This is a genomic window from Kitasatospora sp. NPDC059673 (genome assembly GCF_042734215.1).
GTDB lineage: Bacteria > Actinomycetota > Actinomycetes > Streptomycetales > Streptomycetaceae > Kitasatospora.
In genome coordinates, this window is sequence record NZ_JBHWEN010000001.1 from 56,140 (window position 1) to 81,693 (window position 25,554).

The following is a 25,554-nucleotide window of genomic DNA, read 5'->3' on the forward strand; positions in this document are numbered from 1 at the left end:
CCCGGGCAGGTGCGCCCGGGCGTTCGGGAGTGTAGCGGGCGGGGTGTGGCGACGCCCCGTCAGTCCACCGTCCGCTCCCGGGCCAGGCCGAGGCGCTCCCGCAGCGCGGTCAGTGGGCGGGGCGCCCACCAGGCCCACCGGCCGAGCAGGCGCAGCGCGGCGGGGACGAGGACGGCGCGGACCAGGGTGGCGTCCACGGCGACGGCGACCACCAGGCCGACGCCGATCATCTGCAGGAACGCGAGGGAGGAGGCCACGAAGCCGCAGACCACCGTGATCAGCAGCAGTGCGGCGCTGGTGATGATCCCGCCGGCGCGCTGGAGGCCGAGGGCGATCGCCTCCTCGGGGTCGGCCCCGCGGTCGTGGTGCTCCTTGATCCGGGAGAGCAGGAACACCTGGTAGTCCATGGCCAGGCCGAAGGCGATGGCGACGATCAGTACCGGGAAGTCGGCGTCGATCGCGCCGATCGGGTCGAAGCCCAGCAGGCCGTGCAGGTGGCCGTCCTGGAAGATCCAGGTGATCACGCCGAACGCGGCGAACAGCGAAAGCAGGCTCAGCAGCACGGACTTGACGGGGATCGTCACCGATCCGAAGGCCAGGAACAGCACCAGGGCGGAGACGGCGGCGACGAACAGCGCCATCCACGGCGCCCGGGAGCCGATCATGTGGACGATGTCCGCCCGGGAGGCCGGCATGCCGGTGAGCAGGGCGCTCGCCCCGTCGGGGGGTGTCTGGGCGCGGAGGTCCCGCACCATGGCGGCGGCGTCCGGCGACATCGGGTCCATGGTGTAGTGCAGGGTGATCCGCGCGGTGTCGCCGTCGGTGGCCGTCACGGCGGCGTCGGTGACGCCGGGTCCGGCCGCCAACCGTCCGGTGTAGGCGGCCAGTTCGGGGCCGGCGGCGTCGGCGGGGCGGGGCAGGTGGACGACGGCGGTGAGCACCTTGGTGGGGTCGTGGTCGAAGTCGGTGGTCAGGCGTTCGGCGACCACCCGGGCGTCGGCATCGGCGGGCAGCACCCAGTCGCCGGGCCGGGCCCAGTTGACGCCGAGGAAGGGCGCTCCGGCGGTGAGCAGCAGGGCGACGGCCGCGGCGGCGGTCAGCAGCGGGCGGCGCATCACCAGCCGGGCGGTGCGGTACCAGCGGCCCTTCACCGGAGCCGTCGGGCGGCGCCAAGGCGTGGGTATCCGCCAGGAGTTGACGCGATGCCCGGTGACGCGCAGCAGCGCGGGCAGCACGGTGAGGGAGGCGAGGACGGCGAAGGCGACCACCGAGACGGCGGCGTAGCCCATCGAGCTGAGGAAGCGGGACGGGAACAGTGCCAGGCCGGCGAAGGAGATGGCGACGGCCAGGCCGGAGAAGGCGACGGTTCGTCCGGCGGTGGCGGTGGTGCGTTGGACGGCGAGGTCGAGCGGGGTGCCGTCGGCGAGCTCCTCGCGGAACCGGCCGACCATGAACAGGGCGTAGTCGATGGCCAGTCCGAGCCCGAGGATGGTGATCACGTTGATCACGCTGCTGGAGATCGGCACCGCGTAGGCGACGATCCGCAGCACGGTGAACGAGCCGAGCGCCACCACGGCGCCGGTGGCCAGCGGCAGCAGTGCGGCGATCGCGCTGCGGAAGATCAGCACCAGCAGCAGGAGCAGCAGCGGCACCGAGAGCAGTTCGGCGCGCCCGATGTCCTTGCCCGTCCTGGCGTTGACCTGTTCGGTCATCGCGGTGACACCGCCGAACGCTACGTCGGTGCCCGGGACTTGGAACCGGCCCTCGATGCGCTGCAGGGCCTGCACCCGCTGCTGGTCGTCGGACGCCTTGAACTGGACGGTGACGTAGGCGGCGTGGCCGTCGTGGCTGAGGAAGTCGGCGTCGCCGGTGGACCAGTAGGACTCCAGCCGGGCCACGTCCTCGCGCGGGACGGCATCCAGCACGGTGCGCAGTTGCGCGGCGAGGCCGGGGTCGTCGATGCGGCCCTCGTTGCTGCGGTAGAGCACCACGACGTCGGGTTGCAGGCGGCCGAGCGGGCCGGCCAGCACGCGGTCGGCGCGGACGGAGGCGCTGTCGGGGTCGTCGAAGCCGGCGCCGCCGGTGATGGCGCCGAACACCTGGGTGCCCCAGACGCCGGCCACCAGGGTGAACAGCAGCGTGGCCAGCAGGACCAGGCGTCGGCGGCGGGCGGCGAATCTTCCGAGCAGGGCGAACACGGGCGGCTCCTTGCCGAGGGCTTGTGGGCCCCGCACTCGCGGCTCGTGCGGTCCGGGGTGCGGGTTGCGGACCCCACACTCGCCGCCCGGCCGGGCCCGCCGCCTCGGGCGATCGGTCCGGGCCGGCCGACCGGAAGGAGGAGACGTCTCCTCCGCACGGGGGACGAAACCCCGGCCTGCGGGCCCGTAGGGTCGGATCCCGTGCTGCGCATGCGGATCGAACGAATCCTCGGCCGCAGGTTCGGCCCGATGCGGCTGGCCCTGCTGGCCTTCGGCCTCGGCTACCTGCTGCTGCTCCGCCGCCCCGGTCAACTCGGGCCTGCGGACTGGGCGGTGGGCCTGGGCGTGCTGGCGCTGTCCGCGCTCGGCGGGCTCCGCCCGGCGGTGACGGCGCTCGGCCAGTGCGCGATGCTGGCGCTGGCCGAACTGGTCGCCCCGCTGGTGACGGTGGAGGCGAAGGTCGGGGCGGCGGCCGCCCTGTTCGAACTGGCGGTGCGCCGGTGGGGCCAGCCCGCCGCGGCCGCCTCGGTCGGCCTGGCGCTGGCCCAACTGGTGCACACCGGCTGGCCGTTGACGAGCGACCTGTTCCCCGCGCTGTACCGGGCGGCGGTGATCGTCAGCGTGCCCGTGCTGCTCGCCGGGTACATCCGCTCCGCGGAGCGCGCCGCGACCATCGCCCAGGAGCGGGCCCGGGAGGCCGAACGCAGCCGGGACCTCGCCGAGTGGGGCGCCAGAATGGGCGAACGGGCGTCGATCGCCCGGGAGTTGCACGACATGGTGGCCCACCACCTGGCGTCCACGGTGCTGCGGGTGGGCGTGGCGCGGCACGTGCTGCCGCAGACCGACCGGCGCCTCACCGAGGTGCTCGACGACGTGCACTCCAGCGCCAACACCGCGCTCACCGACCTGCGCCGCCTGCTCACCGCGCTGCGCGAACCCGCCGCCGACCAACTCGCCCCGCTGCTCGCCGAAACCACCGACCTGCCGGCCGCCGTCCAGGGCGTGGTGGAGCGCAGCCGACAGGCCGGGCTGGACGTCCGGGCCGAGGTCGATCCGGCGATCTCGCGGCTGGACGCGATGCGGTCGCTGACGGTGCTCCGGCTGGTCCAGGAGGGGCTGGCCAACGTCACCAAGCACGCCGGGCCCACCGCCCGAGTGCTGCTGCGGACCGCGATGGCGGACGGCGAGCTACGGCTCGACCTGGCCAACACCCGCCCGTCCTGGGCAAGTTCACCGACCGCGGTCGGCCCGTCCGGTGGGCACGGCCTGCTGGGCATGCGCGAGCGCGTCGCCCTGGTCGGCGGGACGATCGAGGTCGGACCGACCCCCGACGGCTGGCGGATCAGGGCCGTCCTGCCCGCCGACGCGAGCGGGGTGGGCGCGTGATCACCGTCCTGATCGTCGACGACCAGCACCTGGTCCGCGCCGGGGTGCGGATGCTCTGCGAGTCCACCGAGGACATCACCGTGCTCGGCGAGGCCACCGGCGGCGCCCAAGCCGTCCGGATGGCTGAGGAGTTGGGGCCGGACGTGGTGCTGATGGACCTGCACATGCCCGGCATGGACGGCATCACCGCGACGGCCGAGATCCTGCGGCTGCGCCCGGCCACCCGCGTCGTGGTGCTGACCACCTTCGACGATGACGACCGGCTGTACCCCGCGCTGCACGCCGGGGCCTGCGGCTTCCTCGGCAAGGACGTCGAACCGCCCGCCGTGCTGGACGCCGTGCGCCGCGCCGCCGCCGGGGACAGCCCCTACAGCCCGACCGTGCTGCACCGGGTGGTGACCCGCGCCGCCCGCGCCTGGGGCGGCCCGCCCGGCCGGGCGGGCGGCGGCTCGCCGTTCACCCAGCGGGAGACCGAGGTGCTGCGGCTGATCGCGGCCGGGCTCTCGAACAGCGAGATCGCCGAGCGGATGCACATCGGCCTGACCACGGTGAAGACCCACGTCTCCAGCCTGATGACCAAGACCGACACCACCAACCGGGTCCGCCTCGCCGTCCTGGCCATCCAGGCGGGCATCACTGTCGATCACCCGCGCTCTGACAGGTGATCAGGTGACCGGTTCCGGGGCGGGATCACCTGGGGCCGAGGTGGGCACGGATCGGATCAGGTCGGGGTCGGCGTTGGTGGGTGGGCGGTACGGCCGTTGCAGGCGGTGCGGCCGTGGGGATGCTGTCCGCCGGGAGGGCGGCGAGGGGACTTCGGGGCGGTTCACGCCGACGCGCCGAGGTCAGTAGGGTGCGCCCATGTCACCACACTTCCCGGATCCTGGACCGTTGACCCCATCGCAGGCCGACGGGCGCACGCCGGTCACGGCGGCGGATGTTGAGCAGGCCGTGCGGCTGGCGGTCGCGGCGCTGACGGACGCGCCGTCCGCAGGCTGGCGCGCCCCGGCCTGCGGACTGGAGTGGGACTGCTGGGAGACCCTGGAACACCTGGCGGATGCTTTGTTCAGCTACGCGACCCAACTCGCGCCCGCCCGGCCCCCGTTGGACGGGTACGTGCCGCTGCGCTGGCAGCGGGAGCGTCCCGCGGGGCCAGCGAGCGTGATCTTCGTCGATCGCGCCGTCGGACCCGCCGGCCCGCTTCAAGCCCTGGACGCCGGAGGCGGGTTGCTGGCGGCCATGGTCCGGACGGCTGCTCCGCAGGTCCGCGCGTTCCACTCCTACGGGGTGTCGGATCCGGCGGGTTTCGCCGCGATGGGCGTAGTGGAGACCCTGGTGCACACCCACGACGTGGCCGCGGGCCTCGGCCTGCCCTGGGACCCGCCTGCCGAGCTGTGCGACCGCGCCCTGGCCCGGCTGTTCCCCGAGGCGCCTTCGGACACCGACCGGTGGACCACTCTGCTCTGGTCCACCGGCCGCGCCGAACTGCCCGGGCACGGCCGCCGCGTCTTCGAGCGCTGGCACAGCGAACCGCTGCCGTGAGGACCGTCAGCCACTGCCCCAAGGGTTGACGACGGTGCGCGGTTCGGCCACCCACCCGGCTGCCAGCACCAGCCGGGAACCGCGGTGCACCGCGAGGAAGGCGAACGGGCGGTCGAACCGGACCTCGATCCGCCGGACCAGGTACGGAGGTTTGCGGCTCGACACGCCTGCGGCCGTCGCTCCGAAGGCCGTGGCGAACTGGGCGGCCGCGCCGATCGCGAGCGGCGCGGAGCTGATCCCCGGGAAGTGCCCCCGGACGGTGTCGGTGGCGGAGCGCAGGCCGAACAGGCCGGGGCCGGACAGCAGGTCGCGCTCCCCCGCAAGGTCGAACTCCGTGGTGCTGACGTCGAGTTGGTGATCCCGGCGGCGGCTTCGCCGCCAGAGCGCCCGCAGCCCCGGCCCGGGCTCGCCGTTGCCGAGCGCACTGCCGGGCCTCAGGGGGGCGGAGCTTTTCGACGGTGCGGACGGCGGCGGTCCGGGTTTCGGCGTCCTCGGCGTCCAGGCACAGGTGGATGTCGCGGCCGACCGGCGCAGCTCGACGGGCAACCCCGCCCGGGTCCACATATCGAGCCCGGCGACCAACTCGCGCCCCGCCTCGGCAGCCCGGTGCGGCCGCACGCCCAGCGCGAGCGCAAGTTCGCAGACGGCCGGGCCAGCGGCCCCCACGGCCAGGAAGGCCGACGGCGCCCAGGCCAACGGGGCGCTGAACACCGCGTTCCGGCCGGGCGTCGCGTCCGTTCGGGCCCAACGGGCCGTCGGCTGGTTCACGGCGCGGACGGTGTAGGACGAGATCGGCCCGGCACGGCTCCTCGGAATACAACTGCGCCCGGAGCTTGGGCGAGCGGCGGAGCGCCCCGCGACCGCGTTATCCGGCCGCGGCGGTCTCCGCGTCCAGCCAGGCCAGGTAGCCGGGCGACCCCGAGGTGATCGGCACGGCGATCACCTCAGGGGTGTCGTACGGGTGCAACTCGCTGATCCGGTCGATGAGTTGCCCGAGGAGTGCGGCCCTGGTCTTGAGGTCGATCCGCCACTCGGCGGCGTCCTGGACCTCGCCGTCCCACCAGTACACGGAGCGGACGGCGTGAACCTGGGCGCAGGCGGCGAGGCGTTCACGGACCAGGGCGGTGGCGAGAGCGCGGGCGGCACCCTCGTCCTCGTGGGTGGTGGTGACCACCAGATGCTGGGGCTCGGTCATGGCCCGAGCCTACGGGGGCGGGCGGGAGGCACCGGGTGGGCTCGGGTGGCTTCGGATGGCTTCGGGTGGCGGCACGGGCCGGGGTCGCTGGCCGCTGGCTCCGGCCACCGGCTCCGGCCGTGGCGCGCCATGGCGGCTCGGGCACCCCGCGCTCGGGCCGCCATGGCGCTTGACGGTTGACGGCCGCACTCCCGGTTCTCCTCTCCCGGAGGTGCGGGCCGCGCCGCCGCTTCGGATGGCTGTCTGCCACCACGGGTGGCCGGCGCCACTTCGGGCGGCTGTCGCCGCTGACCGCCCCGCGTGGGGGTGGGAGCGATCAGCGGCGGGACCAGAGGGCGGGGACGTTCGGGGGTTCCCAGCCGGCGAAGGCGGTGTGCGCCTGGATGCAGACGTACGTGACGCCGTTGTAGGTGGCCTGGTCGCCGACCTTGTAGCTGGTGCCGACCTGCCAGGTGGTGGTCCCGCCCGGGGAGGAACTCGGGCTCGGACTCGGCGAGTTGCCGGTCGGGCTGCTGCTCGGCCTGGGCGTCCCGTTGACGTTGAGCACGAAGTCGAAGCTGGCCTGGCGCCCGTTGCCGACCTGCTGGACGGTCATCACCAGCGCCGGGTCGAAGATGCTGTCGGTGGCGTTGCGCGGCTCGTTCGGGAAGTACAGCTGCGTGGTGAGGATCGGCTGCCCGGGGGCCTGCACCTTGACGTGGATGTGCCGGGTGCGGCCCGGGTAGAGGCCCGGGACGATCGTGGTCAGTGTGTACGCGCCGTTGGCGTCGCTGAACTGGTGGCCGCGGAAGGTGTACCCGGCGTTGTCGTAGCTGCCGTTGGTGTCGGCCTGCCAGAAGTCCAGGAGCGCGCCGGAGATGGGGGCGCAGTTGCGGCCGAACACGTAGCCGCTAACCGTCAGCGGGGTGCCAGGGGTGCCTGCGGTGACCAGGTTGGTGCGCAGCGGGGAGCCCGGCTTGAAGTACGGGCCCTCGATCTGCTCGCCGGTGGGCGCGTCGCCGTCGTGGCACGTGGGCGTGAGCGGGGCCGTTCCGCCGGAGGCGGCGGTGTCGCGGGCCAGGGCGGTGCCGCCGCCGATCAGCACCGGCACGGCGCCGACCAGGGCGGCGGCCTTGAGCAGGCTCTTGCGGCTGATCTGGCGGTCGCCCAGGGGATTGTGGGGGGTGGACATGGCTCTCCGTTCGGATGCTTCGTCGGACGCCGCCCGCCCGGATCCCGTGAGAGGACCATGACACCTGGAGAGGTCGGGTGTCCCCGTTCGGCGACGCTGTGGGGTGCCTCAGACGCTAGGCCCTGCCGCGCGGGCCGTCGATGGACGGGGGCCGCCGGACGTGGTGCATTCCTCAGCCGGGCTTTACCCACCGTTGACTGTGCCGGTTCTTGCCGGATTCGCTTCTCCCGCCCGGCCCCGTCAGCCGCTGTGTTCCCGGAACTCCTTTGGCGTACAGCCGACTTCGCGCCGGAAGAAGCGGCAGAAGTACGCCGGATCCGAGAACCCTCCCGCGAAAGCGACCTGACGGATCGTCATGTCGGTCGTGGCGAGCAGTCGTTTGGCCTCCAGGGTCTGCTGTTCACGGATCAGCCGGGCCGGTGTGCGGCCGGTGGCGTCCTTCACCACCTCATGCAAGTAGCCTGCGGAGACGCCGAGTTCGCGGGCCAGCGCGAGCACCGAGCGGTCCGCGCGATCAGCCTCGGCGATCAGCCGGGCGAACCGGTCCACCAGCGGATGCACCGGCGCTCTCGGCACCAGCGTCCCGTCCGCGCCCTCGCCCTGCCTGGCCACCCGCAGCGCGCGCACCAGCAGGACATGCAGCAGCGCCTGCAGCACCCCCAGCCGACCGTCCAGGCCGGCCCGGTACTCCGCGCTCAACTCCACGAGCAGCCGGGAGAGTTCACCGTGCCCTCGGCGGTTCGGGTGGGAAGCGGTGGCACCGGCCAGCGCGCGCAGCAGGGCGAGATCCTCCGGGTGCCGGTGCAGGAAGTCCTCGTTGAACAGCAGTACCCAGCCGTCGAGTTGGCGCGCCCGCACCCAGTGGTGCACCTGCCCCGGCAGCACCACGTACAGCACCGGCGGCTCGATCCGGTACTCCGCGAGATCGACGGCGTGCGTCCCGCTCCCCTTGGTCACGTAGATCAGTTCGTAGAACGAGTGCCGGTGCGGGAAGTCCGCCCTGGAGAGCGGCCCGATGGAGTCGAAACTGCCGGCGGCGAACGGCAGCAACCCCGGGTCCGGGACGTCCAGGTCGTGCAGTTCCAGGCCGGCGGGCGGTCGCAGCGTCATCGCGCCAGTGTGCGCGGGCTCCCCTCGAACCGTCCAGTGGTCCAGACCATGGACGGCCACCGCTGGGTGCTGGCACCCGGTGGCGGGGTAGGGAAAAGTCGACCAGCAAGTCTCGACCTGGCCCCGCTGACGCCGCCCTGTCCACCGACTGGAATGGGCGGGTGCTCACTTCTCCCCGCCAAGTTCGCCGCAGCCGCCGCTGGTTGTGGCCCGCCGGCTGGCTGCTCTGCGCGGCCTGGGCGGCCGCGTTCCCGCTGGTCTCCCCACTCGGCCCGCACCGCGACTGGGGTACCACGGCCGCCATCGGCTACCTGCTGGCCGCCGTCCTCAGCGCGCCGCGTCGCGATTGCCGATTGCTCTCCGCGGTGGTGGCACTCGGGGTCTCCGGACTGCTCCCGCTGCTTCTGGCCATCCGCTCGGGCGAGGGCCAGAGCGAGGTCACGGTGATCGGCCGGGCCGGCACGGAACTGCTGGCCCACGGCTCGCCGTACCTCGACTCCCCCACCTCCGTCCTGGACCTGACGCCGTACCTCCCCGGCATGGCCACCTTCGGCCTGCCACGCGCCCTGCTCGGACCGGACGCCGCACTCGGCGACCCGCGACTGTGGTGCGCGGCGGCGTTCCTGGCGGCGGTGGGGGGCGCATGGCAGGTGCTGCGGCGAGGTGGGGGGTCGCTGCATGCCGCCGAACTTCCGGCTGAACGGCTGCCGTTGGCGCTGACGGCGGGATCAACTGTCGGGCGGGGCGTGGGGCGCTCCGGCCTGCGGCGGCTCGGCCGAGCGACGCTCGCGGCGGACGCGGCAGCCGATCCGACAACACTCCCGGCCCCGACTGGCGACAAGTACACCACCCAAGGCCACCCGCACCCATGGGCCCGCCCGACGCCACCAAACCCACAGGCCACCACCTTGCGCACCCTGCGACCGTCCGCCCTGCGCGTCGATCGACCGGTCTTCGCATGGTGTGCCAGGCGGCTGCCGCTTCTCACCCAACATCCGTCCTTCAGTTTGTCGTTGGCGCCTGGCGCAGTCGCGTTGGTGGCCTCGCCGGTCGTGGCATTGCCGTTGGCGGTGAGTGGGGTCGATCTGCCGATGACCGGTCTGCTCTGCCTGGCGCTCGCCCTCGCGGCGCGGCGGCATGCGGGTGGTGCCGGGCTGGCGCTGGCGGTGGCGTGCACGTTGAAGTGGACGGCCTGGCCTGCCGTTCCGGTGGCTGTCGCGCTGCTCGGGGCTGTGGCCGGACGGCAGGCGGCGTGGCGCTGCGCCGGGGTCGCGGCAACGGTCGCCACCGCGTTGATGGCGCCCTGGCTGGTGCTGGCTCCCGGACCGATGGTGCGCCAGGTGTTCGCCTTCCCGCTCGGCCTCGGCAAGTGGCGGACGCCCGCCGCGAGCCCGCTGCCCGGACGCCTGCTCGCCCAACTCGCCCCGGGCGGCTGGTGGCTGGCGCTCGCACTGCTCCTGCTCGGCGGGGGCGCGGTGGCCGTGTCCCTGGTCCGCCGCCCACCCACGAACGCGATCGCCGCCGCCGATCGCCTGGCCGTCGGACTGGCCCTGGCCTTCCTGCTCGCACCGGCCGGACGCTTCGGCTATCTGGCGCTGCCACTGTTCCTGGCCGTCTTCACCCGTCTCGCCTCGGGTCGAGCAGGCGCCCGGCGGACGTCAACTCCCGCCCCGCAACCTGGCGTCGGCCAACCGGTGCCACGGGGCGCCGCACCCAGCTCCTCGCCGACCGACCCGCCCACGGAACGTCGCCCCACCTCTCCCGAACCGGTGTCCACCGGGCGCCGTCCCTGAGCGCCACACACCGCACCCGCCACTCCGGCCACCCGCCCCCGGAGCAATCAACTCCCTGCCCCCTAGCCTGCATTCATCGCTGTCACCTCCGCTGCTGCATCGCCGCCCCCTCCTCCGGCGCCGCGCCCAGCCCCCGGGTCACCAGCCCCGCGAACCGGTCAACTCCCGCCCCACGCGGGCCAGTCCCCACCGGCCGCCACCGCTGACCGCTGTCTCGCACACCGCCCCCGGGCCGATCAACTCCTCTCTGGCAAGCCAACGTTCACAGCAGCAACCTCCACCGCCGAACCGCCAATCCCTCCTCCGGCCGTGCGCCGAACAGCAACTGCTCCCCAGCCAGCGGCATCAACCGACTGCCACCCGACCGCCGCATTCCCCACCTCGGGTCATCAGCACCGGGAACCGGTCAACTCACCTCCCGCAAAGCGCAGTTCCTCCCCGCCGGCCACCCAGGGCCTTCAGCCCCGGGCCGATCCGTGTCGGTCCCGACCCGTGACCGCCCGATCGGGCCCCGCCATCCGATCCGCTCAACTTCCGTCCCCCACCCGCCACTTCCCTCCGAATCCACTGCGAGGCACCCATGACCACCACGCTGATCGTCACCAACGACTTCCCGCCCCGGCAGGGCGGCATCGAGACCTTCGTCCACGCGATGGCCGTCCGGGTCCCGGACCATGACGTGGTCGTCTACACCTCGGCCGAGCCGGGTTCGGCGGCGTACGACGCGACCTTGCCGTTTCCGGTGGTTCGGGATCGGTCGCGGATGTTGCTGCCCACGGGGCGGGTGGCGCGGCGGGCGGTGGAGATTGCGCGGGCGCACGGGTGTGATCGGGTGTGGTTCGGGGCGGCAGCCCCACTCGCGGCGATGGCCCCCGCACTGCGGCGCGGCGGCGTGCGGCGGCTGGTGGCCACCACGCACGGGCACGAGATCTGGTGGGCCCGGACACCCGGGGCCCGGAGCCTGTTGCGGCGGATCGGCACGCACTGCGATGTCGTCACGTACCTCGGCGAGTACACCCGGCGGCGGATCGGCCCCGCGCTCGGACCGAAGGCGACGCTTGAACGGCTGGTGCCGGGCGTCGATCCGACGCTGTTCCGGCCCTCGGCCACCGCGCGACGCGCGATCCGCGAGCAACTCGGCCTCGGGGACGCCCCGGTGGTGCTGTGCGTGGCCCGGCTGGTGCCGCGCAAGGGGCAGGACATGCTGATCCGCGCCCTTCCGTGGATCCGCCGCCGCGTTCCGGGCACCACCCTGTTGCTGGTCGGCCAGGGCCCGGACGAGACCCGCCTGCGGCGCCTGGCGGAGCGTCACGCCCCTGGCGCGGTGGTCTTCGCGGGCGGCCACCGGCACTCCGACACCGCTCCGTTCTACGCGGCCGCCGACGTCTTCGCGATGCCGTGCCGAACCCGCCGCGCCGGCCTGGAGGCGGAGGGCCTCGGCATCGTCTTCCTGGAGGCCTCCGCCACCGAACTCCCCGTCGTGGCAGGCCACTCCGGCGGCGCCCCGGACGCCGTCCTCCCCCACCGAACCGGCCTCGTCATCGACGGCCGCGACGTCCCCGCCCTCGCCGACGCCATCGCCTCCCACCTCGAAGACCCGTCCCACGCCGCCGAGTTCGGCCGCGCCGGTCGCACCTGGGTCCAGCAGGAGTGGTCCTGGGACGCCTCCGCCACCCGCCTGAACGCCCTCCTCGCCGGAACGGCGGCCGCCTCAGCCTGAGATGCCCGGCGCGAAGTGTCCCGTCTCATCGACGTCTGCACCGTTTCACCCGAGTCTGAGCGTGGACAATCGCATCGGCGTGGAGGAGCTCACGTCCCCTCGGTGAGGAACTGGCGGGCGCCGCGGAGCCTGGTCCGGAGCCGGTCCTGGGTGGCACGGCTGTCGAGGCGGACGTCGAGTGCTCCGGGAAATACGCTGTCGGCCCGCAGGCCAGTAGGGAGCCGGGAGGCGTCGAGCCCGTCGCGCCGGGCGATGAGGGTGCCGAGTTCGTGGCGGCTCACGGCATCGGTTCCGGCCAGGTGATGCACGCCGGACAGGTCGCTCGACGCAAGTTCCAGCAGGGCGGCAGCCAGGTCGGCGACGTGTACAGGGCAGCGGATGTCATCAGTGAAAAGGACACCGGTGCGGGCGCCTGCCGCGAGGTCGTGCACTGCGCGTACGTGTTCCGATCGCCGGTCGCCGATGATCAGGGAGGTTCGGGCGACGACGGCGCCCGGATCCACAAGGCGGACGCCGGTCTCCGCTGCGGCCTTCGCGGCGCCGTAGGGGGTGAGCGGGTCGGGGAGGCGGGATTCGTCATAGTGGATGCGGGCGCCGGAGAACACGGCGTCGCTGGACACGTGAACCAGGCGGCTGCCGTGCTTCGCCGCGGTCATCGCCAGGCGGACCGGTCCCTCGGCCGTGACCGTCCAATCAGGTCCGCCACTTGTCGCGTTGACGACCGCGCGAGGTCCCACCTTGGCCATGACTGCCTCGATGCGATCAGAGTCACGCAGGTCGAGGGCGTGCCACGAGACCTCCGGGGTGCTACCGGGCCGGGTGGCGAAGGTCGCAGCCGTCCCATGGCCCGCCGCTGCCGCTTGGCGGACCAGTTCGGCACCCAGGAATCCACTGCCGCCGATGATCAGGATGGTCATGGTGCAAAACAGTAGAGGGGTTGCCCCTCGCGCCGGCGGACCGCGCCGAGCGGCTTCGCAAGGAGCTCGCCGAGATCCACGCCGAGGTGGCCCGGCCGGCGTCCGCCGAGGTCGTGACCGGCCAATTCATCGAGACCGCACGATGCGGGCAGGCCGAGGATCCATCCATGGTCGAGGAGTTGGAGAAGCTGCGCGCGGCGTCAAGAGCCCGGTCGCATGTGACTCGGCGTTGCGCTCTATGGCAGCGGGGTCGCGATAGGGGCTGGGTCAGACTGGGCGAGGGTAGCTGTCCCGTGGGGTGCACCGCTCGTGCCCTGTTCCCAGCCCCGCCCGGTCTTCGCCGGCGGCCCGAGTGTAGGCGCCCCGGACGATATCGCCGGGTTCCTGATGTCCGCGGGCACTCGCAACACGGTTGTCCTGCACCCGACGATGCCCGCGGCCTTCGGCGGCGCCGACGAGGCAGACTGGCAGCAGCCACCGCTCACCGCCGCCACCGACCCTCGAAGGTTGGGCCACCGATGGACACCACACCGCAGGACCTGCTGGTCGTCGCCCTGGAGGCAGGGGCCGGCCCTCCCCCGGAACAAGGCGAACTGTCACTCGCACTCGCCGGCGCCGAGCTGATCGATCTGCTCGACGCCGGGGCAGTCCAACTGGACGGCACCCAGATCCTGCCCGCCGGCCCGGCGCCCGCCACGGAGGCGCTGCTGGCCGAGGCCGCAGCGGCGGTCATCCGACAGCCGCCGTTCGAGTCGGTCGAGGACTGGCTGTGGCGCCGGGGCCGAGGGCTCGCGGCCGCCTACGCGACCGCGCTCGGCACACCGCCCAGCATCCGCCACCCCCGCCTCCACCGGATACACGGAGCACAGGAAGCGCCCCAGGCGAAGCCCGGTGACCCCGCACCGCCCGAGTCCGCCGGACGCCGTGCGGCGATCGACCGCTGGATGTCGCGCGAGCCCGTGCTCACCACCCTGGCAGCGGCCGCCGGCATCGCGGCACTGTCGCCGGGCGCGCAGCCCGACATCACCGACGACGACTTGGCGGCAGTCCTCGCCACGGTCAACGACGCGGTCCGGGAACTGGACGCCGTACGCCGGCGTCGCGCCATCGAGAAGGCAGCGTTCGACAACATCTGGCGTGGCGCGGTCGGCTGAACACGAACCGGGCAGGCCGGCCGCCGGCGCTCCCGACCACCCGCGCCAGGGCCCCGCCCCGGCCACGCCGAGGCCGGACGGTGGGCCGGTGGCGGCGCAGCCGGTCAGCGGGGGGCGTCCGGGCGGTGGACGCTGAGGCTGCCGTAGGCCGACAGCGCGCCGGCCAGGTCGCCGGGCGCGTGCCGCAGCGTGGCGTCCAGGAAGGCGAGCGTGGTCGCGGCGACGACGCGGGGGCTCCCGGTGCGGCCGAGGGAGCCCACGATCGAGGGCACTGGCGGCAGGTACAGCGGGCCGTCCATGAAGGTGAGGTGGGCGGCGCCGGGGACGGTGAGCCGGTAGCTCGTCGCGGTGTTGGATGCGAGGGCCTCGGTGAGGCGGGGCAGGTATCGCGGGTCGGTGCTCGGGGTGACGGCCTGGGTGAGTGCGAGCACCGGCTGGTGGAGGGCCGGGGAGGCGGGGCCGTGGGGGTAGCCGTCCAGGTCGATGACGGCGGCGAACCGGGGGTCCTGCCGGGCTGCCTGCAGGGCGGCGGCACCGCCCATGGAGTGGCCGGTCCCCACGGCCCGGCCGGTGTCCAGACGTCCGGCCAGCGGGTCGCGCCCGGTCGACGGGTCACTTCCGACCAGCGGGGCGGCGATCGCGCCGCGGTCCAGGCCCTCCAGCTGGGTGAGGACGAAGCCGAGGTCGGCGGCCCTGACGGCCGTCCAGCCGGCCGCGAGCTCCTCGTCCGCGTCCCGGTCGCCGGTGGATGCGGTCGCGGCGCGGATGGTCCGGCCGTCGTCCAGGACGACCGCCGCGGAGTCGTACGGGTGGTCGAGGCCGGCCACCACGTAGCCATGGCTGGCCAGTTCCTCCGCCCAGGCGGTGTTCTGGGTGCGCACCCCGCCCGCTCCGGGAGAGAACAGCACGACAGGGAACCGTTCCCCCCCGCCGGCCACCGGGGCGTTGAAGACCGCGTGGGTGCGGGCCTGCGGTACGCCGTCGACCAGGAAGCCGGGCAGGCCGACGGCACCGGCCAGGGCATCGGAGACGGTGCGCGCCTCCTGCTCCGTGCGTCCGAGGTACTGGGCCCGCTGCGCGCCCGCAGGGCTCTTCCGCGCGGGGTACCAGAGCTGGACCACGACCGTGCGCCGGTCGTCCGGGTCGGCGGTGAAGGTCTCGGGGCGGTTCGGGTCGGTCCACTGCATCACCCGGGTGCCGACGGCGAAGGAGCCCGATGGCGTGGGGAACACGGGCACGGGAAACGCCCAGGCGGCCACCGGCCCGGCGGCGATCAGGCCGAGGCAGGCCACCGACCCCGGCAACGCCAGCCACCACCGCGCCCGCCACGCCCGCCGGCCGGGACGCCGCCGGAGCGTTCGGAGCAGCGGGGAGAGGGCGAACGGCAGCGCGACGGCACCACCAGCCAGCACCGGCAGCACCTGCCAGCGGATCCCCGCCACACCCAGCACGATCACGGACAGCACGAACACCGCCCCCGCCGCGATCGTGACGCGCGGACGGGCAGCAGGGGGAAGCCAGCGCGCCACCAGCAGCGCGACGGCGCCCAGCACGACAAGGAACTCCGGAAGGGACATGGACAGTCCCGCGATTGTCTCGGTCACCCCGCCATCCTCGAAGCGGCGCACACGGCGGCACATCGGCCCGCCGTCTCCGGCGCATGCCACCCCAGTCGCAAACGGACCCCCCGAAAGGGAGGCCGCTGTGCGACCGCAGAAGGTACCCGGGCTCCTCCTGCGGTCGTACTCCGGCGCGGTGTCCTCCGACGGCGGACGGACGTGCGCCGCCGCCCCCGCCACCTACCGTGGCAGGACGGATCACGGCAAGGGGGGACCCAGGGGGCCGTGGGTCCTGTCCCCTGGCGGCCGGCTCCGGCCGTACGCGGCGGCGGCCCCGGCCTGCGGACCTGGACCGCCACGGCGCCGCACCGGCAAGGGACATCGACAGGGACGTGACGATGACGGAGGCTGCCGCAGGGCACGACAATGCCCACCGGTACGCCACCGGGACCGCGCACAGCAGGCGACGACAACCGGGCTGCCGACCACGGCCCCTGACCCCGCCACCGCCGCCACCGCCACCGGGCGGGCGACGGGGCCGGCGGAACCGACACAAGCCGCCCGGCGCTACGGCCGGCGGCTGCCGCCCGCCGTACGGCGCGCGCTGCCGCCCACGCCGCTCCTGCTGATACCCCTGCTCCTGCTCCATGTCGCGGCCACGCGCGCGCCGCACGAGCTCCCCCTGGCCGCGGCCCTCACCATCGCCCTCACGCTGCCCCTGCTGTGGCGGCAGCGGGCCCCACGCACGGTGTTCGGCGCCGTCGCAGCCGCAGCCTTCGTCCAGTGGCTGGCGAACGTCCAACTGCCCGCGGACGTCGCGCTGTTGGCAGCCCTGTACACGGTGGCCGCGCACGCGGGCGGACGCGCGACACTCGTCGCCGGCGCCGTCGTCGAGGGCGGGGCCCTGCTGGCGTGCCTGCGCTGGGCGACGGAAGACACATTCCTGGCCCCCTTCGTCGCGCTGACCGCGACCGTCGTCGCCACCGTCGCCCTGGGCACGAACGCGCGCACCGCGCGCACCGCGCGCGCCTACCTCGCCGCCCTGGAGGAACGGGCCGCACACCTGGAACAGCACCAGGACCAGCAGGCACGACTGGCCGTCACCGAGGAACGGACCCGCATCGCCCGGGAGATGCACGACATCGTCACCCACAACCTGTCCGTCATGGTCGCCCTCACCGACGCCGCCGTCCAAACGCAGCACCGGTCACCCGATACGCCTCACCCGGGAACTGCGCCCCGACGTCGTCCTGATGGACGTCCGGATGCCCGGGACCGACGGCATCGAGGCGACCCGCCGGCTCACCCACATCTCCCCCAGGAGCAAGGTACTGATCCTCACCACCTTCGACCTCGACGAATACGGCTTCGCCGGACTCGCCGCCGGAGCCTCCGGCTTCCTGCTGAAGAACACCAGGCCCGAGGAACTCCTCACCGCGATACGCAACGTGGCCGCGGGCGACGCCGTTCTCGCCCCAAGGATCACCCGCCGCCTGCTCGACGACCTCCGGCCGCACCTCCCCCACGGGAGCCGCACCGACCACCACGACGAACGACTCAGCCGGCTCTGCACGCGCGAACGCGACGTCCTCGTCAAGGTGGGCAGCGGCCTGTCCAACGCCGAGATCGCGGCCGCCCTGCACCTCGCAGAGGCAACCGTGAAGGCCCATCTCGGGCGGATCCTGCAGAAACTCGGACTCCGCGACCGGATCCAGGCGGTCGTCTTCGCCTACGACAGCCGCCTCGTCCACCCGAACTGACACCACCGCCCCCAACGGGACAGCCTCCCGACCCTTCCACTGGCGGTTACATCGGCGGGCATCGGCAGCGGTGCGTGGCCACCGTCGGTGCCGGTAGCGCAGCCAGGCGTGCAGCAGTGTGGTCGTGGTGTCATCGAGGTGGACGATGTGGCGGCCGTGCGCGCGGCGGATCAGATTCTGTCGGCGGGCGAGCAGAACGTCGGAGAGGGTGAGGTTGCGCAGGTCGGTGCCGTTGGTTGCGTGGAGGGCGGCCAGGGCCATGACCAGGCGGTCAGCGGGGCGAGTGCTGGTCTCAAGGAGCCCGGCGAGCCGGTCGGGGGCCAGAGTGGCGGGCAGCAGTTCACTACCAGGCCACCCTGGCCAACGCCGCAGCGCTGGACGGCGACAGGCCCACCGCCACCCGCTCCCTGGCCGCCTCGCAGACAGCCATCGAGCGCGCGACCGGCGCCCCCGGCGACTCGTGGGCCTCGCACTACAGCATCGGCCGCTGGGCGCACGAGGCCGGCATGATCCTGGCCCGGCTCGGCGACTCGGCGAGCGCACAGGACCAGCTCCACCACGCGCTCGACATCCACGGCCTCGACCGACGCCGCACCCGCGCCATCGTCCTGGCCGACCTCGGAGCCGTCCGGCTCCGCCAGGATGACGTGGACGGCGCCATCGCTTCCTGGAACGACTTCCTCGACTGCTCGGACGGCATCCGCTCGATCAAGATCCAAGACGCCGTCCACGACATGCGAGCCCGCCTCTACCGGCTCCGGGATGCGCGCGGAGTCGAGGAGCTGGACGAACGAGCAGCCGCCCTCGAATGACCGGCACGCAGGTGAGCCGGGTGCTGGAGCGGTCGGAGGGCGTCAGGCCGGGTCGGCCGCCGCGTGGTCGCGGTAGGCGAGGACGGCGAGGACGCGGCGGTTGCCGTCGGTGGGGTTGAGGTCGAGTTTGGTGAAGATGTTGCCTGCGTGTTTGACCACGGAGGCTTCGGTGACGGTGAGGCGGTGGGCGATGGTCTGGTTGTTGAAGCCTTCGGCCATCAGGGCGAGGACTTCGTGTTCGCGGGGAGTGAGGCGGCGCAGGGGGTCGTCGGCGGTGCGGTGGGCGAGAAGGATGCGGACGACTTCGGGGTCGATGACGGTTTGGCCGGCGGCGACGCGTTCGAGGGCGTCGGTGAAGTCGGCGACGTCCATGACGCGGTCCTTGAGCAGGTAGCCGAGGCCGCCCCGGTCGGCGGTGGCCGCGCCGAGCAGGCGGGTCGCGTAGGCGGTGGCGACGTACTGGGAGAGCACCAGGACGGGGAGGCCGGGGTGGCGTTCGCGCAGGTGGAGCGCGGCGCGCAGGCCCTCGTCGCGGTGTTCGGGGGGCATTCGGACGTCGGTGACGACCACGTCGGGGCGGTCCTCCTCGACGGCCCGGATCAGCTGTTCGGCGTCGCCGACGGAGGCGGTGACCTGGTGGCCGAGCCGGGTGAGGAGTTCGACCAGGCCGGCCCGGAGCAGGACGGCGTCCTCGGCGATCACGATCCGGAGCACGGGACCTCCAGGCGCAGGCGGGTCGGCCCTCCGGTGGGGCTGGTCACGGTGAGGCGTCCTCTCAGGATGGCCACCCGGTCGGCGAGGCCCTGCAGGCCGGCGCCGGTGGCGGGGTCGGCACCGCCGCGGCCGTTGTCGGTGACGGTCAGCACCAGGGTGTCACCGTCGAGCGCGCCGTGGACGGTGATCTCGTCGGCGTCGCTGTGCTTGGCGGCGTTGGTGAGCGCCTCGGTGACGGTGAAGTACGCGGCGCTCTCCACCGGCCCGGGCAGCCGGTACGGCAGGTCCAGATCGACCAGCACCGGTACCGGGTGGCGCAGCGCCAACTCGGCGACGGCGGCCGGGAGTCCGTGGTCGGTGAGCACCTGCGGGTGGATGCCCCGGACCAGGGTGCGGAGCTGGTCGAGGGCGAGCCGCGCCTCGCCGCGGGCCCGGGTGACGAGCGCGGCGGCGGGGCTGTCCTGGCCGCGCAGTTCGAGTTCGGCGAGGCCCAACGTCATGCCGAGGGCGACGAGTTGCTGCTGCGCGCCGTCGTGCAGGTCACGTTCGATGCGGCGCCGCTCGGCCTCGAAGGCGTCCGCCAACCGGGCCCGGGAGCGGGTGAGTTCGACCACCTGCGCGCCGAGGTCCTCGTCGCGGACGGTCAACAGCAGCCGGGCGAGCCTGACTTGCGCACCGGCCACCAGCGCACCGCTGTACGCCGCGATCACCAGGCCGAGCAGGCCGACGCCGCTCGCCACGAGCCCGTCGAGCGGACCGGACACCGCACGTCCGGGCAGCAGCATGACGGTGTCCGGGCTGACCACCCAGATGAACACCGGCGCGGACAGCAGGAGCAGGCCGAATCCGATTCCCGCCGCGAACACCAGGCCGACGGCGGTGAACACCGTCGACTGCAGGGCGGTGTAGCCGAGTTCGCGCCACGTGGCCCGCTCGCGCAGCCGGGTGCGGATCCATCGCCGGGTCACCGTCCGGTGCGGATCGGCGAGTTGAACGGGCTCGACCAGGCGCAGGCGGTGGCGTTCCAGCGCCCCGACCGGCACCCCGAGAACGGCTGTCGCGGCGAGGATCACCAGCCCGACCCCGAGCCCCGACAGGGCGACGCCCGCCAGCACGCCGACGGCCAGCACCAGCAGCACCAGTACGCCCTGCACCGCGCCGCTCACCAGCAACGCCCAGGCCCGCCAGGGCCATCCGGACACCAGGAACCGCAGCGGCCGCCGCCGCACGGCCGCCCACACCGCGATGTCCATCCGCCCACCGCCCCCTTTCGTGCTCGGGCATGCCGCAAGCGGTCGGTCCTCGCCCGCCGGCGCCTCCCGCAGCGCGGTCTCCGGCTGCCGGAGGGCGGGCCGGTGCGTGAGGCGGGACGGGCGGCCGGCTGCTGCGAGGTCGCCGCGGCGCCGGGCGTTGCCGGCGGCGGCTGTCGAGGCCCGTGCCCCGTATTGGATCACGGCCCGCCGCCGCCCCGGCCCCCGGGTCCGCACGTCCGTCCGCACGTTGGCCCGCGCGCTCGGGCGTGCCGCCTGCGGTCAGTCCTCGCCCGCCAGCGCCTCCTTCAGCACGGCCGCCGGCTGGTGGAAGGCGGGCCAGTGCGTGATGCGGGAGAGGCGGTCGACCGCCCGGGCGAGCCACTCCGGGTCGCCGAGGAGCTGGGCGTTGCCGGCGGCGACGGTCGAGGTCATCAACTCGACGGTCAGCAGCACCTCTTGGGCCGGGTAATAGTGCGGGTGCCGGTCGAAGGTCAGCTTGCGGTCCTCGTACGGGTGGCGGAGGGTCAGGTAGAGGTAGCCGATGCCGGGCCGCTTGGAGGGCCACAGGCTGTCGAGCCCGAAGCCGGCCTCGAACCTGCTTCCTCGCGCGAAGCGCCCGATGTGGATGCCGATCCCGTCCATCACGCTGGACCAGCGGATCAGCTCGCCCTCGATGTCACCGGTGTGCGGCACCATGCCGTCCGCCCGGAGCTCCACCCAGCGGCCACTCAGCAGCGTGGAGTCCCCCACTGCCCAGCGTCCGTCGAGAACTTCCAGCGGCCCGTAGTACTTTCGTTCGTCCCCCATGGCAACGATTTGATCACCCGGGTCTGCGGAGCCGAAGCCCCCGCCGCGTCGGAGCGTCAACTGCCGGTGCCCTTGGGGCTGCTCAGACGATCACGAGTTCGCCGCAGGATTCGGTGAGGGCGGTGCGGGCGTCCGCCGGGATCTCGTGGTCGGTGATGAAGCAGTCGAGGTCGGTGAGGGCGGCGAAGCTGCTGAGGCCGACGATGCCCCATTTGGTGTGGTCGGCGACGGCGACGGTGCGGTGGGCGGAGGCGATGAGGGCGCGGTTGGTCTGGGCCTCGGCGAGGTTGGGGGTGGTGAGGCCGGCGTGTTCGCTGACGCCGTGGGCGCCGATGATGAGGAGGTCGACGTGCAGGGAGCGGATCGCCTGGTCGGCGAGCGGGCCGACCAGCGCGGCGGAGCGGGTGGGGGCGCCGCCGGTGAGCAGGAGGTCGGGGCCGTCCTCGGCGGTGTGGGTGCGCAGGAGTTCGGCGACGGGGAGGGAGTTGGTGACGACGGTGAGGCCGGGGACGTCGAGCAGGCGGGCGGCGACGGCGTAGGTGGTGGTGCCGGCCGAGATGGCGACCACGCTGCCGGGCCGGACCTGGGCGGCGGCGGCTTCGGCGAGCGCGGCCTTGGTGTCGGTCTCCAGCCCGGACTTGGCCTCGAAGGCCGGTTCCTCCGCCGTGGCGGTGCGGGCGACGGCGCCGCCGTAGACCTTGCGGACGGCGCCGGTGCGGGCAAGGGCGTCGAGGTCGCGGCGGACGGTCATGTCGGAGACGCCGAGCCGGTCGACCAGTTCGGCGACCTTGACGGCTCCGTTCCGGCGTACCTGGTCGAGGATCAGCGCCCGTCGCTGGGCGGCGAGCAGTGCGCCGTCGGTCACTCGGTCCTCCGCCGGGGTGTTGGGGAGCCGCCAGCATAGTCGACGGGTTCGACACTGTTCGGCTCTGGTGCTGTGTGTTTGAATGTGTTGAGTATCGCCGAGTATCCCCTATGTCGTGATCACCCGCTGGAGTGCCCGATGACCACCGACGCCGCCGCCACCAGCGCAACCGACACCACCGAAGCCTTCGCCGCCGCCTACGGTGACGCCCCCGACGGCGTGTGGGCCGCGCCCGGCCGGATCAATGTGATCGGTGAACACACCGACTACAACGAGGGGTTCGTGCTGCCGGCGGCGCTCCCGCACACCACCCGGGTCGCGGCCCGGCGCCGTACCGACGGCCGGATCCGGCTGACCAGCGTGCAGGGCGACGGGAAGGTCACCGAGCTGGCCCTCGACGGGCTCGCGCCGGGCGCGGTGCCGGGCTGGGCGGCGTACCCGGCGGGCGTGTTCTGGGCGCTGGCGCAGGCCGGTCACCCGGTGGGCGGCGCGGACCTGGCGTTCACCTCGGACGTGCCGACCGGCGCGGGCCTGTCCTCCTCGGCCGCGCTGGAGTGCGCCACGGCGATCGCCCTGGACGAGCTGTTCGGTCTCGGCCTGGACGCCCCGGCCCGGGCGCTGCTCGCGCAGCGCGCCGAGAACGACTTCGTGGGTGTGCCGTGCGGCGCGCTCGACCAGATGGCGTCCAGTTGCTGCGTCGCCGGGCACGCGTTCTTTCTGGACACCCGCACGCTGACCGGCCGCCAGGTGCCGCTCGACCTGCCCGCCGTGGGCCTGTCGCTGCTGGTGATCGACACCCGGGTCAAGCACGACCTGGGGGACGGCGCGTACGCCGCGCTGCGGGCGGGCTGCGAGCGGGCGGCCGAGCTGCTGGGCGTGCGGGCACTGCGCGACCTGGGCATCGAGGAGCTGGCGGCGGCCGAGGAGAAGCTGCCGGCCGAACTGCGGCCGCTGGTGCGGCACGTGGTGACGGAGGACCAGCGGGTGCTGGACACCATCCGGCTGCTGGACGCGGGCGAGCCGCGGGCGCTCGGCCCGGTGCTGACCGCCGGGCACGCCTCACTGCGCGACGATTACCGGGTGTCCTGCCCGGAGACCGACCTGGCGGTGTCCGCCGCGAACGCGGCCGGCGCGCTGGGCGCCCGGATGATGGGCGGCGGCTTCGGCGGTTCGGTGCTGGCCCTGGTCGACACCGACCGGCTGGGCGCCGTCGAGCGGGCCGTGTGCGCCGCGTTCGCCGAGGCCGGGTTCGCCGCCCCGTACGTGTTCCCGGCCGTTCCCTCGCAGGGTGCCCACCGCATCAAGTAGGCAGGGAAGCACGGAGCCCCGCCCCTTCCCTGGGCGGGGCTTCGCGCTGAGGAACGCTGAGGAACGCCGAGGAACCCCGGTGGCTACAGCTCGCGCAGCGTGCGGGCGGCGGTCTCGGGGCGGATGTCGTTCATGAACGCGCCCATGCCGGACTCGGTGCCGGCCAGGTACTTGAGCTTGCCGGCCGTCCGTCGGATGGTGAACAGCTCCAGGTGCAGGGCGAGTTCGGCCTCGGCGGGGCGCGGCGCCTGGTGCCAGGCGGCGATGTAGGGGGCCGGCTCGGGGAACAGCCGGTCGAAGCGGCGCAGCAGGTCGAGGTGGAGCCGGGGGAACTCGGCGCGGGCCGGCTCGTCGAGTTGGGTGAGGTCGGCGACCCGGCGGTTGGGGTACAGGTGCACCTCGTAGGGCCAGCGGGCGGCGAACGGGACGAACGCCGTCCAGTGCTCGCCGGCCAGCACCACCCGGGAGTCGGGGTGGCCGAGGGTGGCCCGTTCGGCGGCGAGGACGTCGTCGTACAGGTTGCGGCCGGTGGCCCGCTGGTGGTCGGTGACCTTGGCGAGGGCCTGCGTGGTGCGGGGCGTGGTGAACGGGAGGGCGTAGATCTGGCCGTGCGGGTGGCCGAGGGTGACGCCGATGTCCGCGCCGCGGTTCTCGAAGCAGTAGACCTGGCGGACGTCGGGGCGGGTGTGCAGTTCGGCGGTGCGGTCGGTCCAGGTGTCCAGGACCAGGCGGGCCTGCCGCTCCGTCAGGTCGGCGAAGGACGCGCCGTGGTCGGGGGTGAAGCACACCACCTCGCACCGTCCGGTGCCGGGCGTGAGCGTGTACGGCCCGTCCGACCAGGGGGTGACGAGTTCGGCGGAGGAGCCGGCCAGCGACGGGAAGCGGTTCTCGAACACCGCCACCTGGTAGTCCGCGGCGGGGACTTCGCTGAGCCGGCCGTCCCGCGAGGGGCACAGCGGGCACTCGTCGGCCGGCGGGTGGTAGGTGCGGCCCTGTCGGTGTGCGGCGATGGTGACCGCGTCGCCGGTGAACGGGTCGATGCGGACCTCGGAGGCACTGGCCGCCGGGGCCAGGGGCCGTGCGTCGACCGCGTCGCGCACGGCGGGCTCGGTGTCGTAGTAGATCAGTTCGCGGCCGTCGGCCAGCTTGGTCACCGTCTTGTGCACGGCGGCGCTCCCTCGAGGTTCGAGCATCACATCAAACATCTTCGAACATGAAGCACCGCAATGCAACATTCGTGGGCGGCCGGGAGACCCACTGCGGGCCTGTCTGTGCCGTCCGCTAGAGTCCGCCCGAACGAATGGGAACGGCATGGGCCCGTTTCCAGGGGGAGAACCAGAATGTTCAGGACCGGACGTACCTTCCTCGCCGCCACCGCCGTCGTGCTCGCACTGACCGCGACCGGCTGCGGAAACAAGGACGCCGACGGCAACACCGTCAACAAGGCCGGCAACTCCGCCGACAAGGGCACCTCCTCGGCCCCCGAGCTGGCGCCCGCCGCGGCGCTCGCGCTGGTGGGCGAGAAGACCACCGCGGCCAAGTCCGCGAAGTCCGAGGTCACCATGCAGGTCGGCACCGGCAAGGCCACCACCGTGAAGGGCGCGATCTCCTGGGAGCACGGCCTCCAGGGTGAGCTGGCCGGCACCATGGGCGGGCAGATGGCCCAGAACCTCGCCAAGGCCGGCAGCGACGGCACCTTCACCGCGCGCTACCTCAGCGACGCCATGTACATCAACATGGGCTCGGCGATGGCCGCTCAGCTCGGCGGCGCCCACTGGATCAAGTACAACTACGCGGACCTCGCCCGGCTGATGGGCGCGGCCGGCGACAGCCTCAAGAGCCAGTTGCAGAGCTCCGACCCGGTCGCCTCGGTACGGGCCCTGATCGCCTCCGGAAAGGTCGGCAAGGCCGGGACGGAGAGCCTGAACGGCGTGCAGGTCACCAAGTACACCGGTGACCTCTCGGCGTCCGAGATCGCTCAGGGCACCACCAAGGGGCTCACCCAGGAGCAGGTGGACGCGCTCCAGAAGCAGTTCGCCGCCGCCGGGATCACCAGCGATCACATCGAGGTCTGGGTCACCGGTGACAACCTGCTGGTGAAGAAGGTCGAGCAGATGCAGAGCAAGGCCGGTCAGATCACGACCACGGCGACCTACTCCGACTACGGCACCGCGGTCACGGCCACCGCCCCGAGCGAGAGCGACACGGTGGACTTCACCAAGCTCGTGGCGGGCGCCAAGAGCGGGAGCTGACACAGCACGCGCGGGGCGGTCCGACCGCCCCGCGCGTG

21 protein-coding genes and 1 pseudogene are annotated in these 25,554 nt (G+C 73.4%); 10 read left to right on the forward strand and 12 right to left on the reverse strand.

Annotation, left to right across the window (positions count from 1 at the left end):
- Positions 1–59: 59 nt before the first annotated feature.
- Positions 60–2,198, reverse strand: coding sequence for an MMPL family transporter (locus ACFV18_RS00230; RefSeq protein WP_380477900.1), 2,139 nt, complete (start codon positions 2,196–2,198; stop codon positions 60–62).
- Between the two features lie 210 nt (positions 2,199–2,408).
- Between ACFV18_RS00230 and ACFV18_RS00235 the strand changes: the two genes are divergently transcribed.
- From ACFV18_RS00235 to ACFV18_RS00245, 3 genes are all read left to right on the forward strand, one after another.
- A complete protein-coding gene (locus ACFV18_RS00235) occupies positions 2,409–3,584 on the forward strand; it encodes a sensor histidine kinase (RefSeq protein ID WP_380477901.1) in 1,176 nt (391 codons plus the stop codon).
- Positions 3,581–4,249 (forward strand): response regulator, encoded by a 669-nt coding sequence (locus tag ACFV18_RS00240; protein WP_380477902.1) that lies wholly within the window; start codon positions 3,581–3,583, stop codon positions 4,247–4,249. The genes ACFV18_RS00235 and ACFV18_RS00240 overlap by 4 nt, the downstream gene beginning before the upstream one ends.
- Positions 4,250–4,475: 226 nt before the next feature.
- Entirely contained in the window at positions 4,476–5,126 is a 651-nt protein-coding gene (locus ACFV18_RS00245) for a hypothetical protein (protein WP_380477903.1), read from the forward strand.
- Positions 5,127–5,132: 6 nt separating this feature from the next.
- Here the strand turns inward: ACFV18_RS00245 and ACFV18_RS00250 are convergent, their stop codons facing one another.
- From ACFV18_RS00250 to ACFV18_RS00265, 4 genes are all read right to left on the reverse strand, one after another.
- The gene (locus ACFV18_RS00250; RefSeq protein ID WP_380477904.1) at positions 5,133–5,894 is read right to left on the reverse strand and encodes a hypothetical protein; all 762 of its coding nucleotides are present in this window, start codon (positions 5,892–5,894) and stop codon (positions 5,133–5,135) included.
- Positions 5,895–5,991: 97 nt separating this feature from the next.
- Positions 5,992–6,321, reverse strand: a complete 330-nt coding sequence (cutA, locus tag ACFV18_RS00255) for a divalent-cation tolerance protein CutA (protein ID WP_380477905.1) — start codon at positions 6,319–6,321, stop codon at positions 5,992–5,994.
- 316 nt (positions 6,322–6,637) lie between these two features.
- The gene (locus ACFV18_RS00260; RefSeq protein WP_380477906.1) at positions 6,638–7,492 is read right to left on the reverse strand and encodes a carbohydrate-binding protein; all 855 of its coding nucleotides are present in this window, start codon (positions 7,490–7,492) and stop codon (positions 6,638–6,640) included.
- Between the two features lie 240 nt (positions 7,493–7,732).
- Positions 7,733–8,602, reverse strand: coding sequence for a helix-turn-helix domain-containing protein (locus tag ACFV18_RS00265; protein ID WP_380477907.1), 870 nt, complete (start codon positions 8,600–8,602; stop codon positions 7,733–7,735).
- 161 nt (positions 8,603–8,763) lie between these two features.
- Between ACFV18_RS00265 and ACFV18_RS00270 the strand changes: the two genes are divergently transcribed.
- Both ACFV18_RS00270 and ACFV18_RS00275 read left to right on the forward strand, forming a co-directional pair.
- Complete coding sequence (locus ACFV18_RS00270) at positions 8,764–10,395, forward strand: hypothetical protein (protein WP_380477908.1); 1,632 nt, start codon at positions 8,764–8,766, stop codon at positions 10,393–10,395.
- Positions 10,396–10,975: 580 nt separating this feature from the next.
- Positions 10,976–12,115 (forward strand): glycosyltransferase family 4 protein, encoded by a 1,140-nt coding sequence (locus tag ACFV18_RS00275; protein WP_380477909.1) that lies wholly within the window; start codon positions 10,976–10,978, stop codon positions 12,113–12,115.
- Between the two features lie 89 nt (positions 12,116–12,204).
- Here the strand turns inward: ACFV18_RS00275 and ACFV18_RS00280 are convergent, their stop codons facing one another.
- The gene (locus ACFV18_RS00280) at positions 12,205–13,032 is read right to left on the reverse strand and encodes an SDR family oxidoreductase (protein ID WP_380477910.1); all 828 of its coding nucleotides are present in this window, start codon (positions 13,030–13,032) and stop codon (positions 12,205–12,207) included.
- 518 nt (positions 13,033–13,550) lie between these two features.
- Here ACFV18_RS00280 and ACFV18_RS00285 point away from each other — a divergent pair.
- On the forward strand, positions 13,551–14,186 hold the full coding sequence (locus tag ACFV18_RS00285; protein ID WP_380477911.1) for a GPP34 family phosphoprotein: 636 nt from the start codon (positions 13,551–13,553) through the stop codon (positions 14,184–14,186).
- A gap of 104 nt (positions 14,187–14,290) precedes the next feature.
- On the opposite strand, the gene ACFV18_RS00290 is transcribed toward ACFV18_RS00285, so the two are convergent.
- A complete protein-coding gene (locus tag ACFV18_RS00290; RefSeq protein ID WP_380477912.1) occupies positions 14,291–15,826 on the reverse strand; it encodes an alpha/beta hydrolase family protein in 1,536 nt (511 codons plus the stop codon).
- 1,133 nt (positions 15,827–16,959) lie between these two features.
- Between ACFV18_RS00290 and ACFV18_RS00295 the strand changes: the two are divergent.
- Both ACFV18_RS00295 and ACFV18_RS00300 read left to right on the forward strand, forming a co-directional pair.
- Positions 16,960–17,505: pseudogene (locus ACFV18_RS00295) on the forward strand (response regulator); the annotation flags it as partial.
- Positions 17,506–18,011: 506 nt separating this feature from the next.
- Positions 18,012–18,317, forward strand: a complete 306-nt coding sequence (locus ACFV18_RS00300) for a hypothetical protein (RefSeq protein ID WP_380477913.1) — start codon at positions 18,012–18,014, stop codon at positions 18,315–18,317.
- A gap of 42 nt (positions 18,318–18,359) precedes the next feature.
- Here ACFV18_RS00300 and ACFV18_RS00305 read toward each other — a convergent pair whose 3' ends face one another.
- From ACFV18_RS00305 to ACFV18_RS00320, 4 genes are all read right to left on the reverse strand, one after another.
- On the reverse strand, positions 18,360–19,031 hold the full coding sequence (locus ACFV18_RS00305; RefSeq protein WP_380477914.1) for a response regulator: 672 nt from the start codon (positions 19,029–19,031) through the stop codon (positions 18,360–18,362).
- A complete protein-coding gene (locus ACFV18_RS00310) occupies positions 19,016–20,284 on the reverse strand; it encodes a sensor histidine kinase (protein WP_380477915.1) in 1,269 nt (422 codons plus the stop codon). Before ACFV18_RS00310 ends, ACFV18_RS00305 begins: the two co-directional genes overlap by 16 nt.
- Positions 20,285–20,563: 279 nt before the next feature.
- On the reverse strand, positions 20,564–21,091 hold the full coding sequence (locus tag ACFV18_RS00315; RefSeq protein ID WP_380477916.1) for a hypothetical protein: 528 nt from the start codon (positions 21,089–21,091) through the stop codon (positions 20,564–20,566).
- Positions 21,092–21,173: 82 nt separating this feature from the next.
- A complete protein-coding gene (locus ACFV18_RS00320; protein ID WP_380477917.1) occupies positions 21,174–21,956 on the reverse strand; it encodes a DeoR/GlpR family DNA-binding transcription regulator in 783 nt (260 codons plus the stop codon).
- A gap of 138 nt (positions 21,957–22,094) precedes the next feature.
- On the opposite strand from ACFV18_RS00320, the gene galK reads away from it, so the two are divergent.
- Positions 22,095–23,264, forward strand: a complete 1,170-nt coding sequence (galK, locus tag ACFV18_RS00325) for a galactokinase (RefSeq protein WP_380477918.1) — start codon at positions 22,095–22,097, stop codon at positions 23,262–23,264.
- 83 nt (positions 23,265–23,347) lie between these two features.
- On the opposite strand, the gene galT is transcribed toward galK, so the two are convergent.
- Positions 23,348–24,430 (reverse strand): galactose-1-phosphate uridylyltransferase, encoded by a 1,083-nt coding sequence (galT, locus tag ACFV18_RS00330; RefSeq protein WP_380477919.1) that lies wholly within the window; start codon positions 24,428–24,430, stop codon positions 23,348–23,350.
- Positions 24,431–24,604: 174 nt separating this feature from the next.
- Between galT and ACFV18_RS00335 the strand changes: the two genes are divergently transcribed.
- Positions 24,605–25,516 (forward strand): hypothetical protein, encoded by a 912-nt coding sequence (locus tag ACFV18_RS00335; RefSeq protein ID WP_380477920.1) that lies wholly within the window; start codon positions 24,605–24,607, stop codon positions 25,514–25,516.
- Positions 25,517–25,554: the final 38 nt, after the last annotated feature.